This is a genomic window from Octadecabacter sp. R77987 (assembly GCF_042466115.1).
In the GTDB taxonomy this organism is placed as follows: Bacteria; Pseudomonadota; Alphaproteobacteria; order Rhodobacterales; family Rhodobacteraceae; genus SW4.
Genome location: NZ_JAXHBQ010000001.1, coordinates 2,110,095 through 2,125,059 on the forward strand (window position 1 = coordinate 2,110,095; position 14,965 = coordinate 2,125,059).

12 protein-coding genes and 1 pseudogene are annotated in these 14,965 nt (G+C 58.8%); 9 read left to right on the forward strand and 4 right to left on the reverse strand.

All coding sequences use genetic code 11. The annotated features are described in order from the left end of the window. From SJY21_RS10685 to araD, 3 genes are all read right to left on the reverse strand, one after another. Complete coding sequence (locus tag SJY21_RS10685) at positions 1 to 2,010, reverse strand: hydantoinase/oxoprolinase N-terminal domain-containing protein (protein WP_377510135.1); 2,010 nt, start codon at positions 2,008 to 2,010, stop codon at positions 1 to 3. 65 nt (positions 2,011 to 2,075) lie between these two features. Beyond that, on the reverse strand, positions 2,076 to 2,996 hold the full coding sequence (locus SJY21_RS10690) for a Gfo/Idh/MocA family protein (RefSeq protein WP_377510138.1): 921 nt from the start codon (positions 2,994 to 2,996) through the stop codon (positions 2,076 to 2,078). Then, complete coding sequence (gene araD / locus SJY21_RS10695) at positions 2,996 to 4,738, reverse strand: L-arabinonate dehydratase (protein ID WP_377510141.1); 1,743 nt, start codon at positions 4,736 to 4,738, stop codon at positions 2,996 to 2,998. The genes SJY21_RS10690 and araD overlap by 1 nt, the downstream gene beginning before the upstream one ends. Before the next feature lie 171 nt (positions 4,739 to 4,909). On the opposite strand from araD, the gene SJY21_RS10700 reads away from it, so the two are divergent. From SJY21_RS10700 to SJY21_RS10740, 9 genes and pseudogenes are all read left to right on the forward strand, one after another. After that, on the forward strand, positions 4,910 to 5,695 hold the full coding sequence (locus SJY21_RS10700) for a hypothetical protein (RefSeq protein WP_377513220.1): 786 nt from the start codon (positions 4,910 to 4,912) through the stop codon (positions 5,693 to 5,695). Between the two features lie 6 nt (positions 5,696 to 5,701). Further along, complete coding sequence (locus SJY21_RS10705; RefSeq protein ID WP_377510144.1) at positions 5,702 to 7,087, forward strand: tetratricopeptide repeat protein; 1,386 nt, start codon at positions 5,702 to 5,704, stop codon at positions 7,085 to 7,087. After that, positions 7,080 to 7,487, forward strand: a complete 408-nt coding sequence (locus SJY21_RS10710; RefSeq protein WP_377510147.1) for a DUF6165 family protein — start codon at positions 7,080 to 7,082, stop codon at positions 7,485 to 7,487. Before SJY21_RS10705 ends, SJY21_RS10710 begins: the two co-directional genes overlap by 8 nt. After that, entirely contained in the window at positions 7,484 to 8,248 is a 765-nt protein-coding gene (locus SJY21_RS10715; protein WP_377510150.1) for an FkbM family methyltransferase, read from the forward strand. The genes SJY21_RS10710 and SJY21_RS10715 overlap by 4 nt, the downstream gene beginning before the upstream one ends. 79 nt (positions 8,249 to 8,327) lie before the next feature. After that, positions 8,328 to 9,159 (forward strand): annotated as a pseudogene (locus SJY21_RS10720) (flagellar motor protein MotB). A 99-nt stretch (positions 9,160 to 9,258) separates the two neighbouring features. Further along, positions 9,259 to 10,566 (forward strand): flagellar hook protein FlgE, encoded by a 1,308-nt coding sequence (locus SJY21_RS10725; RefSeq protein WP_377510152.1) that lies wholly within the window; start codon positions 9,259 to 9,261, stop codon positions 10,564 to 10,566. A 23-nt stretch (positions 10,567 to 10,589) separates the two neighbouring features. Next, the gene (flgK, locus tag SJY21_RS10730; protein WP_377510155.1) at positions 10,590 to 12,038 is read left to right on the forward strand and encodes a flagellar hook-associated protein FlgK; all 1,449 of its coding nucleotides are present in this window, start codon (positions 10,590 to 10,592) and stop codon (positions 12,036 to 12,038) included. 1 nt (position 12,039) lies between these two features. Beyond that, a complete protein-coding gene (locus SJY21_RS10735) occupies positions 12,040 to 13,050 on the forward strand; it encodes a flagellin (protein WP_377510158.1) in 1,011 nt (336 codons plus the stop codon). Continuing rightward, entirely contained in the window at positions 13,047 to 14,153 is a 1,107-nt protein-coding gene (locus SJY21_RS10740) for a flagellar basal body P-ring protein FlgI (RefSeq protein WP_377510161.1), read from the forward strand. The genes SJY21_RS10735 and SJY21_RS10740 overlap by 4 nt, the downstream gene beginning before the upstream one ends. A gap of 77 nt (positions 14,154 to 14,230) precedes the next feature. Here the strand turns inward: SJY21_RS10740 and fliP are convergent, their stop codons facing one another. Continuing rightward, positions 14,231 to 14,932 carry a flagellar type III secretion system pore protein FliP gene (gene fliP / locus SJY21_RS10745; RefSeq protein ID WP_377513222.1) on the reverse strand — a complete coding sequence of 234 codons (702 nt, stop codon included), beginning with the start codon at positions 14,930 to 14,932 and terminating at the stop codon, positions 14,231 to 14,233. Positions 14,933 to 14,965 lie beyond the last annotated feature (33 nt).

The window sequence follows — 14,965 nt, forward strand, 5'->3', positions numbered from 1 at the left end:
CTAATCCAGCGTAATTCGGGGGCGGCCTTGCGCCGTCACCTTGATTGTTGCTTCGATAAACATCGTCTGACCTTCGATTTCGGCGGCTTTCACCTCGCGATCATAGGTCAGGCGGATTTCCTCGACACCAGCGGCGTGGGCCTTTGTGCTGGCGACCTCTTCAAGCGCTTGGCTCAATGCGCTCATCGCAGCCTCGGCCTCGCTAAATCGCGACGGCCCGCTGGGAAGGTGCGCAACAAATGCGCCCTCGCCCGCGCTCGTGACACTGCCGCTTTCATGCATGGAAACCTGCCCGACGACCGCGCCGATGGCATTTGCCACACCCCCATGTGCGGGCAGAATTGTTGGTGTGTGCAGCGCCATTCCGACCGCGCCGTAATAATTCTGCGCCGAGGCACCAAGGCCAATGATGGGAACATTCAGCCCCGCATTGATCCGCACGACGCCTTGATGTCTGGCCAAACCTGCTTGCATCAAGGGGTGGCGGGCAAGGGTGCCCACGGGTTGATCGCCCCAGTTAAAATCATCCTCGGCAAAGGCGGCTTCAAGCAGGCAATGTGCCGTTTGCCGGGTCAGCTGATCGACGATCATTTGCGCAAGCGTATCAGCGCCTTTTGCAATCCTGTCACCGCTCCCCATCCGGCGGCGCGCGAATAGCGCAAGGGTCTTGTGGGCGGCGATTTCATCCCAAGCGCCAAGCTGCCCCAGAACATGTGCCGCATCGGATGGCGTGACGCCGGCAATCATCACGGCACCACGTTTCACCAGCCGTTCAAGGGCTGGCCCTTCGACCCGCGTTTGCACCGCGTCCTGCATGCGCTGGGGGCCCTGCATCAGCCGCTCCATGACCACCGCTTCGCGCTTGTCCAGCCCGTCAGGCGCGGCCTCCCAAAGGGGCACGACAAATCGACCGGCTTCCGGGGGCGGGGCGTCTTGTGTCAAGGCGCGGTCAAGCGCGCCATGCACCAAATCGGGATGGGTTTGCGCCAGCAATGATACGGGCATCAGGCGGCGCGGCCCAAGGTGCAAACCGCCCGAAAGCCCGTCTTGCACATGCACTTCACTATCGCCGCCCAGACCCCATGTGCGCATCGCCACAGCTTCGACCATGGTTCGAAAAGGGCCGACGCGTGCGCCCTGCGGATCAATCTTGGGCCTGCCACCGCGCAGCAGGCATACATCGGTTGTCGTGCCACCAATATCACTGACCAGCGCATCCGTTTCACCCGTCAGCCAACTTGCCCCCGCGATGCTGGCCGCCGGACCGCTGAGGATCGTTTCAATCGGGCGTTCACGCGCCAGATCGGCCGAAACCAGCGCGCCATCACCGCGCACGACCATCAGGCGTGCATTGATCCCGAGTTTGGCCAGATGCCCTTCGCACGCGCTGATCAGGCGATCAATCATGCCGATCAGACGGGCGTTCAACACCGCCGTAAGCGCGCGTTTTGGCCCACCAAGCGCCGAGGACAGTTCGTGGCTGCAGGTCACGGGTTTGCCGGTGATCTGTCGGATCACGTCACGCGCGGCGATTTCATGGGCGGGATTGCGGGTCGCGAAACTGGCGGCGACCGCGAAACCGGTCAGACCATCGGGCAGATCAGCCAGGCGCGCCGCAAGCGCACCAAGGTCAAGCGGCGCTGCCTCGTTCCCGGCGTGGCTGTGGCCCCCCGCAAGCAGGATCACAGGATCACCAGCCAAGGCTTCGGTAAGGCCTGCGCGGGACAGTTCTGCCTGATCAAAGCCGATAAAGACCAAGGCAACGCGCCCGCCTTGCCCTTCGACAAGGGCATTGGTTGCAAGGGTCGTTGACAGGGAAACCATTGCGATCTGGCCTGCCGAAACACCGGATTGGGCAAGAACAGTGTCGATTGCGCGCCCAACCCCCGTTGCCAGATCGGGCCGGGTCGTCAGGGATTTGGCGGATGCCAGAACGGTATCGCTATCTTCATCCAGCAAAACCGCGTCCGTGTATGTGCCGCCGGTGTCGACGCCCAAGAGAATGGCCATGTGCCGCCTTTTGTTAACTGTTGCGCCATTGGGCCCAATTCAGGGCAGATCGACAAGCCCGGAAACTACAAATGGAAGGCCGGAAGCGACACACGCTTGCCCAACGTCATTGCATCAGCCACGTGAATCATTGGTGAAAGATCGACGTCGCGGGTGCCGCTGTGCACAAGCTCGGCCATACGGGAATAAAGCGCCGGATATTCGCCCAACAGGGACACGCCGACCGCCCGATCCGTCAGCGCGACACCATCGATGATGATCTTGCTGCCGCCCTCGTGCAATTCCACGCGATGGTGCGCGGTCTCGACCCAGATGTCCCAACTTTGTGGCCCTTCCTGTCGCCAGTCAAAGTCGGCCGTGATGCCATCGGTGAACGTCAGCTGCGCGGCAATCGGCGTTTGGCAGTTTTCCGGCACTTCAAGCGTGGCATCTTGCACATGAACCGGCGCGGGCAGGATTTCGGTCAGAATCGACAGCGCGTTGATCCCCGGATCAAAAACACCCATGCCGCCAGGCGCAAATACCCAATCCTGACCGGGATGCCAGCGCCGCACATCTTCTTTCCATGCAATATGGCCCTTGGTTACGATTTTGTCGGCCAGAAACGCCTTTGCCTGCGCAACACCCTGCGCCATCCTGCTGTGCCACGTGGCAAACAGAACGCGATTTTGCTGTTGCGCAAGGGTCGTCAAGGCGTGCACCTCGGCCAAGGTCGCGCCGGGGGGTTTTTCCAACATGACATGGCGCCCACTCAGCAAAAGCGCTTTGGCATAGGCAAAGCGTGGCACCGGAGGCAAGCATAGGCTGACGACCTCAATATCAGGGTTTTCAGCCAACATAGTGTCTATATCTGTATAGGCCGGAACACCATCGACAGAGCCTGCGCGGCTGACCGTCGCGGCCAGATCCCAATCAGGGCTACCCGCAATTGCGGGCACGTGCTGATCCTGCGCGATCTTGCCAATTCCGATAAGTGCGATCTTCATCAATGCGACTCCCGCGCAACAGCATTGCCGCGACACCCGACCAGAAAGTCGAAATCGGCACCCGTTTCCGCGCCCGTCACCCGATCATGATAGAGCTGGACATATCCGCCATCGGGGCGTGGCACAGCGGGTTCCCAATTGGCCAGCCGTTCGGCCAGTTCTTCGTCGCTGATATCAAGATGGATGCGGCGCGCGCCCACGTCCAGTTCGATGAAATCTCCGTTTTGCACCACCGCAAGCGGGCCACCGGCCGCCGCTTCGGGCGAGGTGTGCAATACAACCGTCCCATAGGCCGTACCGGACATGCGCGCATCGCTGATCCGCACCAGATCGGTGATGCCACGCTTGAGCAGCTTGGCGGGCAGGGCCATATCACCCACTTCGGCCATGCCGGGATATCCGCGCGGGCCGCAGTTCTTAAGAACCATCACGCAGGTTTCGTCGATATCCAGATCGTCGCGATCCACCTTTGCCTTATAGTCTTCGATGTCCTCGAAGACGACAGCGCGACCACGATGCACCATCAGATCGGGTGAGGCGGCAGAGGGTTTTAGCACCGCGCCATTGGGCGCAAGATTGCCGCGCAAGACAGCGATACCACCGGATTTTGTCAGCGCCTTGTCGCGTGGCAGGATCACGTCATCGTTCCAGTTCTGAACGTCCTTGACCTCGTCCCAGATTGATCCGCCGCTGACGGTCAGCGCGTCCTTGTTCAGCAAGCCGTCGTCACCCAGCTGTTTGATCACAACGGGCAGGCCGCCCGCGAAAAAGAATTCCTCCATCAGATGCTTTCCCGATGGCAAAAGGTTGACGATTGTCGGGACATCGCGCCCGCAGCGATCCCAGTCATCAAGTGAAATATCGACACCAACACGGCCCGCGATGGCCAAAAGGTGGATAACGGCATTGGTTGAACCACCGATTGCAGCATTGGTGCGAATGGCATTTTCAAAGGCCGGTTTTGTCATGATGTCAGATGGTTTCAGATCGTCCTTGACCATCTGCACGATCCGCCGCCCGGTGATCTGCGACATCACGCGACGCCGGCTGTCAACGGCGGGAATGGCGGCGTTGCCCGACAGCGCCATGCCCAGGGCTTCGGCCATAGACGCCATTGTGCTGGCGGTGCCCATCGTGTTGCACGACCCGGCCGAGCGCGACATTGATGCCTCGGCCTCGACAAATTCTTCGGGGGTCATTTCGCCGGCTTTCACGGCCTCGTTGAACTTGCGGATGTGCGTGCCTGATCCAACTCGTTCACCGCGGAAATGCCCGTTCAGCATTGGCCCGCCACTGACAACGATCGCGGGCAGATCGACGGATGCCGCGCCCATCAATAACGCCGGTGTTGTTTTGTCACAGCCTGCGAGCAACACAACGCCGTCGATGCATTTGCCGCGCAGCGCTTCTTCGACGTCCATGGCGCAAAGGTTGCGAAACAGCATTGCCGTCGGGCGCAATGTGACCTCGGACGGGGAAAACACCGGAAATTCCAACGGAAAGCCGCCTGCCTCCCAAACGCCGTTCTTCACACGTTCGGCCAGATCGCGCAGATGCGCGTTGCATGGGGTGGTTTCGGACCAGGTGTTGCAAATGCCGATCACCGGGCGCCCGTCAAACAAATCCGCCGGAAACCCCTGATTTTTCATCCATCCACGGTGATAAATCGCATCCTTCGAGGTGCCACCAAACCATTCTTGCGAACGCAGTTTGCGCGGCCATTTTGCTGGCTTGAACGTCATTGTCTTCTCCTTGGTCGCGCTTACAAAGCCACAGGGCGCGGGGGCATTCAAACCAAATCGCCGGAAATTCGACTGTTTTCCAGCAAAAAAGTTGCAATACGCGCGATGGGATTTTGACTTGGGCCGGTAATTGCGATTCAACTGTTTCAACATATGAAAAAGGGTTTGCAGATGCAGCTTTCCGTATCGTTCCAGGACACACATGAGGGCAAGGGTGGATCGGGCCCCGTGACTGTTGGTTGGTTCCTGAATTCGCAAAAGGGCGGCATCGTCTATTACCCGCCTGAACGGGTGCGTTCGGCTGATATGAACCGCACGCATGCGAAATCTGCGTCGCGCTGTCCGGCTGTGATCAACATGGAAAGCCGCTATTTCATGGTGCGTTGCCCGTTTGACCTGCATATCGGGTTCGAGCGCGACAAGGACGGGCGCGGTGTGTTGAAAAACCTCGCGGGGACCAAAAGCGGGATTCGTGCCAACAAGCTGGGTGAAAAGCTGCATCTCACCAATGAAACGGAATGGCGCTATCCGGGGATCCCGACGATCCAACTGTCGCTGCCTTATGTGTTCATCGCTGACGAACCGGTTTACGCAAGTCAGGTTGCGCCCTTTATGCATTACCAGCGCGAGCCGTTCCCGGGTACGATTTTCGGTGGCCGCTTTCCGATCAACGTCTGGCCGCGCCCATTGATGTGGGCGTTTGAATGGCATGACCACACGAAACCGTTAAAGATCAATCGCGGCGATCCGTTGTTTTACGTTGGCTTTGAAACCATGCCGCAGGAACGCAGCGTTGCCATGGTCGAGGCCGAAGTGACACCGGAACTGAACGACTACATGGAGCTGATTTCGGGCGCCGTGAACTACGTCAATCAGACGTTCTCCCTGTTCGAGGCTGCCGAAGAACGCCGCCCCGAAACACTGATCAAGCCGGTCCCGCGCAAGAAAAAGGGCTAGCGGCCTATGACTCCGACTGAAATTGACGCCCTGCGCAATCAGGCAAGCGCGGCGCATCGCGCAAACAAGACTGCCGAGGCGCGCGCGCTTTACATGCAGTATCTTGCGCATCGCCCTGATGACGGCGGCGTCTGGTCAAACGTTGGCGCACTCTTGCGGAGTCAGCAGCAACATACCCTGGCCCTGCGCGCCCAGGAACGTGCCTTTGCCTTGTCGCCTGACGCGCCGGGCTTGCGGAACAATCTGGCGAATATTCTGTCGGATCTTGGTCACTACGAACGTTCCATTGCGCTGCGCGAGGATATTCTTGTGCGGGCGCCGCAGGACAAGTCACAAAGGTCGATGATCGGGCGCTGTTTGCGTGGTTTGGGCCGATATAGTGACGCAATCGCGTATCTGAAGGCGGCGGAAATCGACCATCCGGAAGACGGCGAAATCAAGCTGCAACGCGCCTTTGCCGAACTTGGCGAGGGGCGCTATGGCGAAGCATTTCGTACATATGATGCCCGCTGGCAGTCCGAGGAGATGTCGCCGCGCAAGATTGATCTGCCACAATGGGACGGTGGTGATCTGACCGGTAAGACAGTGCTGGTTCTACCCGAGCAGGGCTTTGGTGATGCGGTGCTTTTCACACGCTTTTTGCCTGCGTTGCGGGCGCAATGCGCGCGGGTTCTGTATCTGGCCGAACGCCCGCTTGCCCGCTTGTTTGACGGCTTGGAGGGCGCTGATTGGGTCGGCATCGAGGTGCCGGCGAGCGAAAAAGTCGATTGTTGGATCAACCTGATGGATATGCCTTTGCTGGTGTTCGGGGCGGATAATAGCGGCGATATTCCCGCCCCGACCCGTTTGAATATCCCCGCGGATTCCGCAAATCGGGCCGCTGGCATCGCCGCGCCTCATAAGGGAAAGTTCAAGATCGGCGTGGTCTGGTCCGGCTCTGCCACCTACAAGGGCAATAGTTTCCGGTCATTCAGTCATCGCCAGTTTCATCCGCTGATCGACATTCCCGATGTGCAGCTTCTTTCGCTTTATAAGGGGCCGTTTCTGGATGCCTTTGTCGCTGATGGCACCGGTATGTTGATCCAGGATACGGCAAGCACCGACCGCGACTTTGCCGATTGCGCCGCGACGATGCAGCAGATGGACCTGATCATCACATCAGATACGGCCACCGCCCATATTGCCGGATCGCTGGGCCTGCCGACCTGGGTTATTCTGCATTGGGATCCGTTTTGGGTGTTCCGGCACAGTGGCGACACCACACAATGGTATCCCAGCATGCAGCTTTATCGTCAGTCCGCAGCTTTGGACTGGGATAGCGTTTTTGCCAATGTAGAGACTGATTTGCGCAAACGCGTGATCAATTGGAAGAAGGAACAAAAGCGTGGATGATATCCTTGTGCCCACCTCGCCGGGTGAATTGATCGACAAGTTGACGATCTTGCGCCTCAAGTCGGAAAAGATCACCGATGCGGCCAAACTTTCCAACGTGCACCACGAAAAGGACGTGCTGCAGGCCACCGCTGACCGTCACCTGCCTGCAAGCACCGAACTGACGGCGCTATGGGAGGAGCTTTATCAGATCAATGCTGCCCTTTGGGGCATCGAAGATGATATTCGCACCTGTGAAGCGGCCAAGGATTTTGGCGATGATTTCATTCGCCTTGCCCGTGCCGTTTACGTCACCAACGACAAACGTGCGGATGTGAAAAAACGGATCAACTTGCAGCTGGGATCGGACCTGGTCGAGGAAAAGTCTTATGTGGACCATCAAGCCGGGGCAAAGTCATGAGTGAAAACCCAATCACAACCGCCCGCGCCAAGCTGGTTGAGGCGCGCAAGACCCTTGTTAAGGCTCTGCAGGGCGAAAAGACCCGCCGCCGCGGCCCGATGGTGCGTCAATTGCACGAAATCCAGCAAATGCTGTCGCCGCAATACGCCTATTCCTCGCAAGCTGGGCAGGATGTGGTGATTGACCGGATCATGGGGCAAAAGCGTGGCGGCACTTTCGTCGATATCGGTGGCTATGATGGCACGACCGGATCAAACACGTTTTTCCTCGAGGTCTGGCGCGGTTGGACGGGTGTAATGGTTGAGCCTGTCCCCGCGCAGCTGGAGAAAGCGCGCCTTGTGCGGCGATGCGAATGCCTTGGCGTTGCCGTTGCGGCGACCGAAGGCGAGGCCGATTTCATCGAAATCGCCGAAGGTTTCACCCAGATGAGCGGCCTTGCAGATAGCTACGATCCCGCGCTGCTGAACCAGGTGCGGGCCGACAAGCGCCACAAGGAAAACACCATCAAACTTGAAACCCGAACCCTTAGCCGGATCTTGCAGGATTCGGGTCTAATTCACCCCGATTTCGTGTCTCTGGACATCGAAGGTGGCGAAATCCCGGTCCTTGAATCCTTCCCGTTCAAGGAACACAATGTCGGGGCTTGGGCGATCGAAAACAACACCGGCTCGCACGAAATCGCCAAGATCATGCGCGCTTCGGGATACGAACTGGCCGAGTTTTGCGGCCCCGACGAAATTTACGCCAAGCCGGATAAATAGACCGCATTTGAATTGTTAAGACCACCTTTACACCCGCCCTGTTAGCCAAGGGATGGGTGAAATAAATGTGGTGGACGTGATGGGTGCGAAATCCAATGCGCCAATAATCATCAAGCGTAAGAAAGTTGTCGGCGGTGATGGTCATCACGGCGGCGCCTGGAAAGTTGCCTATGCGGACTTTGTGACCGCGATGATGGCTTTCTTTATGCTGATGTGGCTTTTGAATGCGACGACGGAACAGCAACGCAAGGGCATTGCTGACTACTTCTCGCCGACCTTGCCGATCAACCGGATTTCCGGCGGGGGCGAGGGGATGTTTGGCGGAACAAATATCTTTACCGATCAGAACTCTGGTGCAGGATGGCACCGGGTCCGCGATGGTCATTCCCGGTGAAATGCTCTCTGATGGCGAAGCCGAAGCCGCTGAACAGGAAGCGGCACAAGTCGCCGCCCTGCGTGAAATCGAAGAACTGCTGGTCGGACGTGGCGGCGAAAGCCTGATTTCGGATCAGGCACTGCGACACGTGATTACACGCCTGACCGACGAAGGTCTTGTCATCGAGATATTTGCACTGGAAGACGCGCCGTTGTTCGAGGCTGGAACGTCTGCGCCAACGCCGATCACAACCGAATTGATGCAGGTATTTGCGCGGGTGTTCTCGCTTGTGGAAAACAGCATTGCGGTCGAAGGGCACTTGCAGGCCCGCCCGATCGTTCTGGTCGACAATCCTGTCTGGGACCTGTCCATGGCTCGCGCGGCAGGTATTCGCGCGCTCCTTCAATCAGGTGGGCTTGATGCGGATCGTTTTACACGGGTCACGGGCCATGGTGACAGATCGCCGGTCGTGTCCGATCCGTTTGCGCTGCGCAACAACCGGATCGAAATCATCCTGCTGCGCGCCCAGACCTGAATATCGTTCGCATTTTAGACGTTAGGTCGCTGTTAAGTGCCCGTGTCTTAAGCCTGTCGGGATACCTCCGTCAGCCCTTGATGCAGAAAGGCCAAGCACATGACGATTTCTTCTTCTTTGAATGCCAGTGTGGCAGGACTCGCCGCGAACGCGAGCAAGCTCGCGACGATTTCCGACAATATCGCGAATTCCTCGACATATGGCTACAAGCGTGCCGTCGCCGATTTCCATTCCATGGTGATCGAAAGCGGGACAGGCACCTATTCGGCCGGTGGTGTGCGCGTGACAACGCAGCGCCTGATCGACGAACGCGGCCCGCTTGTATCGACGTCCAACGCGACCGATCTGGCGGTGCGTGGGCGCGGGATGCTTCCAGTGACCAACGGGTCGGCCATTGGTGTCGATAACGGCGAATACCCGATGAAGTTGGCGACAACAGGCTCGTTCCGCCCCGATTCCGAAGGGTATCTTACCTCGGCCAGTGGTCTTGTGCTGATGGGCTGGCCGGCGGATTCCGATGGCACCGTTCCGACCTACCCGCGCGACACTGTGGGTGCGCTTGAGCCGATCCGCATCAATACCAACCAGTTTTCGGGCAATGCAACAACCGAAATGAAACTGGCGGTGAACCTTCCCGCGACCGAAACGGAAGATGGCGCCGCTGCGGTCAACCAAAACCTGTCGGTCGAGTATTTTGATAACCTTGGCAAATCCGAAAGCCTGTCGATCGAGTTTGTCCCAAGTGTGCCCTTGCCCGGCGATCCGGCGACAAATGAATGGACAATGATCCTGACCGACAGCGCAAGCGGCGGTGCGGTTGTCGGGGAATACACACTGCTTTTTGATGATGATCGCACAACCGGCGGGCGGCTGTTGTCAGTGACCGATGTCAGCGGTGGTCCTTATGACCCCGTTTCGGGTTCGGTCGAGGTGAATGTCGCAGGCGGCCCTGTGAATATCGAAATCGGCACGCTTGGTGATCCCGGCGGGCTGACGCAACTGTCGGATGCCTTTGCACCCGTGACGATTTCCAAGAATGGGTCTCCAGTCGGGAACATGACTGCCGTCGAAGTTGATCCGAACGGTTTCGTGCATGCCTATTTCGACAACGGGATGTCGCGCACGATTTATCAGGTGCCCCTCGTCGATGTCCCGAACCCGAACGGCATGATGACGCAAGACCATCAAAGCTACACCGTAACCCCTGAAAGTGGCCCGTTCTTCTTGTGGGACGCGGGCGATGGACCAACCGGTGATGTCGTCAGCTTCGCGCGCGAGGAATCGGCAACGGATGTGGCTGGTGAACTGACCCAACTGATCCAGACGCAGCGCGCGTATTCGTCGAACGCCAAGGTCATCCAGACCGTCGACGAAATGCTGCAGGAAACCACCAATATCAAACGGTAACGCAACCCTGAAAGGCGCGTGACATGAGCATCTCGCATTCACTTTCCAACGCACTCAGCGGCCTCACCGCCGCCTCTCGCATGGCCGAGGTTGTGTCATCCAACCTCGCCAACGCGTTGACTGATGGGTATGGCCGGCGCAGCCTGAACCTGTCTGCGGCGACGATCGGCGGGCGTGGTGCGGGCGTGAATATAGATGGCGTCACGCGCATGGTTGATCGCGGGATACTGGCTGACCGGCGGCTTGCCGATGCTAGCCTTTCCAGCCACATGCAAACATCAGCATTCATGTCACGCCTGGAGGATCTGATTGGCACCGCAGGCGCTTCTGATTCACTCGCCAACCGGGTGACCGCGGCCGAGCAGGCGTTGATCGACGCCTCTGCGTCACCATCGTCCGATTCTCATCTGCAATCTGTTGTCGACCGGTTTAATCAGCTTGCCGGGTCGTTGAATGCGGCGTCCGATGGCATTCAAGGCTTGCGGCAAGACGCCGACAAAGCGATTTCGCAACAGGTTGAAACGCTGAACGCATCGCTGCGCCAGGTTGCGCAGCTGAACGCCGACATCACGATGTCTTATAACACGGGCAACGACCCGTCGGCGCTGATGGACCAACGCCAGCAGGTTGTCGACAAAATCGCCGAGATCGTGCCGATCCGCGAGGTCGACCGTCAAGGCGGGCAAGTTGCCCTGATGACAACCAGCGGCGAAGCCCTGATCGACGGCCCGCCAAAACAGTTCGGGTTCGCGGCAACCAATTTCGTTACTGCTGAAATGACGTTCGATTCCGGCGGGCTTTCGGGACTCACGCTTGATGGCGCGCCCTTTGCGCCAGCGGACGGTGTCGGCAGGCTTGCGGGTGGATCACTTGGCGCGGCCTTTGCGATGCGCGACCAGACGCTGACCGATGCGCAAGCCGGCCTTGATGCACTGGCACGCGACCTTGTTGAACGGTTTCAGGATCCCGCCGTTGACCCAACACTGGCCCCCGGTGACGCAGGATTGTTGACCGATAATGGTGCCGCGTTTGATGCGGTGAATACCATCGGTCTTGCCGGGCGCATTCAGGTCAATATTGCGGTCGATCCCGCACAGGGCGGTGCGCTGTCGAAAATTCGTGATGGTGTCGGCGCGCTTGCCGCGGGCCCTGTCGGCAATAGCCAACAAATAACAGCCTGGAGCGATGCGCTGGCCGAAATGCGCAACAGCTCGCTTGGTGGCCAAACGGCTTCGGCTTCGGGTCATGCTGCGAACCTGATGTCGCATATCGGTAACGCCCGTCTGGCTGCCGAAAGCGAACTAAGCTTTGCAACAGGTCGCTGGGACACATTGCGCCAAGCCGAACTTAGCAACGGGGTCGATTCCGATCATGAATTGCAAATGCTGATGCAGATCGAGCAAGCCTACGCCGCCAATGCAAAGCTTGTGCAAACGGTTGAATCGATGATCCAGACATTGATGGAGTTGTGACATGTCATTTAATTCGGTTGGCGATCAATCGCAGCATTTTCTGTCATTGCGCAATAACATGGCGCTCAAGACCCGCCTTGGAACGCTTGTCCAGGAACTTTCCACCGGGCAGTCGTCTGATCTGGTAAAGCATCTGGGGGCAGATCAAACACGGCTGTCCGATGTTGACCGGCAGCTTTCCCTGTTGTCGGGATACGGGCGGGTCACAACCCAGACCGCGCAGTCTCTGTCGTTTATGCAAACCTCGATCGCCCAGATCGAGGACACGCGCGCACAACTTGCCAGTCAGATGCTAACCGTCACCGCAGATGGTGCGGTGAACCAAAATGCCGCAGCTGCAAGTGCCGCACGCGACGCGATGGGCGCGATTGTTTCAACATTGAACGGGCGTTTTTCTGATCAATCACTCTTTGCCGGCGCAGCGGTCGACAGTGTGGCCCTTGCATCGGCCAACTCGATCATGGCTGAACTTGCGATCGCCACAGCCGGTGCCACGACATCTGCCGATGTCATAACGGCAATTGATACGTGGTTCGATGCGCCCTCGGGCGGCTTTGAAACGCTTGGCTATCTGGGTGATACCGGCCCTGCGCAAACACGCCGCATAGATCAGGCCACGACGGTTGCGCTTGATGCCAAGGCCGATGATCCCGCGTTCCGCGACATGTTCAAAGCGGTCGCTTTGGCCGCCATCGTTGCCGAAGGCGCATTGCCGGGTGACGTCACGGCGCAAACCGAACTTTTGCAAGAAAGCGGCCTGCGCCTCATGGCCAGCGCAACAAGCCTGACCGGACTTCAGGCGCGCCTTGGCGGCATCGAAGGGCGTGTGCAAGACGCCACGACCCGGCACGCCGCGCGCGAAACCGCGCTGGGCCTGATCCGAAATGACATGACCTCGGCCGACCCGTTTGAAACGGCGGCCCAGCTGGAAGAAGTCCAGTTGCAACTTGAAACCCACTATACCGTGACAGCACGCCTGTCGCGGTTGTCACTCGCGGAGTATCTACGTTGAACAAGACCCTCGCTTTCCTGACCCTCGCCCTTTCGCTTTTTGTCGGGGTTGCAAACGCATCACCCATCCGGATCAAGGATCTTGTCGAATTTGACGGTGTGCGGTCAAACGATCTTGTCGGTTATGGGCTTGTTGTGGGGCTGAACGGCACGGGTGACGGGTTGCGCAATTCGCCCTTTACTGAAGAAATCATGACCAACATCCTTGAGCGACTTGGCGTTAACGTTACCGGCGAACAGTTTCGCCCCAAGAATGTGGCAGCCGTTCTTGTCACCGCAAGCCTGCCACCGTTTTCACGGGCTGGTTCGCCTATCGACATTACGGTTTCGGCCATCGGGGATGCCAGCAGCCTGCTGGGCGGAACACTTGTGATGACGCCACTGAACGCAGCGGACGGCGAAATTTATGCCGTGGCCCAGGGAACGATCATCGCCGGTGGCGCAACGGCGCAAGGGGATGGCGCAACCGTGACCCAAGGCGTGCCGACAGCGGGGGTAATCCCGTCTGGCGCGACCGTCGAGCGTGAAGTGGCGTTTGACTTTGGCGGGCTCAGTTCGATCCGGCTTGCGCTGCGCACACCCGATTTCACGACCGCCGGGCGTATCGAGGTCGCGATCAACCGTGATTTTGGCCGCGGCGTTGCCGTGATGCTGGATGCGGGCACCGTGCAGTTGGATATTGCCGCCACGCGCATGGCGTCGCCGGCACATGCCCTTGGCCGGATCGAGAACATCCTTGTCGAACCCGAACGCCGCGCGCGCGTTGTTGTTGATCAACGCTCTGGCACGATTGTCATGGGCGAGGATGTGCGCATCAGCCGCGTTGCTGTCAGTCAGGGGAACCTGACGCTGCGCATTCAGGAAGCGCCACTGGTCGCGCAACCCAACCCCTTTGCGCCGGGCGAAACTGTCGTTGTGCCCCGCACCAATGCGGCAATCCAGGAGGAACCGGGGATCGGTCTGGCCGAAGTGCGCGAAGGCACGTCCCTGTCCGAAGTGGTTGCGGGCTTGAACGCGTTGGGTGTGTCTCCGCGTGACATGATCGACATTCTGAAAAGCATCAAGGCCGCCGGCGCGCTTCACGCCGAGTTTGTGGTCAGGTAAAGTAGCGGGAGTGATGGCCGCAGGGCGCGCCTGTCAAACAAAACGCCCTTGGCCAGCGGCCAAAGGCACATTCACTTTCAGTAATAGCTACGCACCAGACTTCCGGCAATAAGCGCCCAGCCATCAGCAACGACAAAAAACGCAAGCTTGAATGGCAGCGATACGATCGCCGGGGGCACCATCATCATCCCCATCGACATCAGCACGGCTGCGACGACAAGGTCGATGATCAGGAACGGCAGAAAGATCAGAAACCCGACCTGGAACGCGCGCTCGACCTCGCTGAGGAGAAATGAAGGAACCAGGACCGAAAGCGGGGCGTCGGGCGTCAGTTCGGTTGACGCAAGGTCCGGGCGCAACTCGGCCAGCGCGACAAATGTGTCGGGCGCGATACGGCCAGCCATAAAGAACCGGAACGGCTCCATCGTTTCGACAAAGGCTTCCTCTACCCCGATGGTTTCTTCAAGGAGTGGCGCGATACCCGCCGACCAGGCCGCGACAAACACAGGTTCCATCACGAAGTAGGTCAAGAATAGCGCAAGGCTGACGATCAGCATGTTGGGCGGCGCCTGCTGCAAGCCAATTGCCTGCCGCAGGATCGACAGGACCGTTACAATAAACGGAAAGCAAGTCACCATGATGGCAAGGCCGGGTACGATGCTGAGGATCGTGATCAACGCGATCAGCTGAACAGACCGCGCCGTAAGGGACCCGTCACCGCCAAGCGAAATCGCCACCTCTTGCGCGTGTGCCGGTGCCGCAACGAATATCAAAACCATGATGACGATTGCGGCTATGGCGGACCCTTGGGG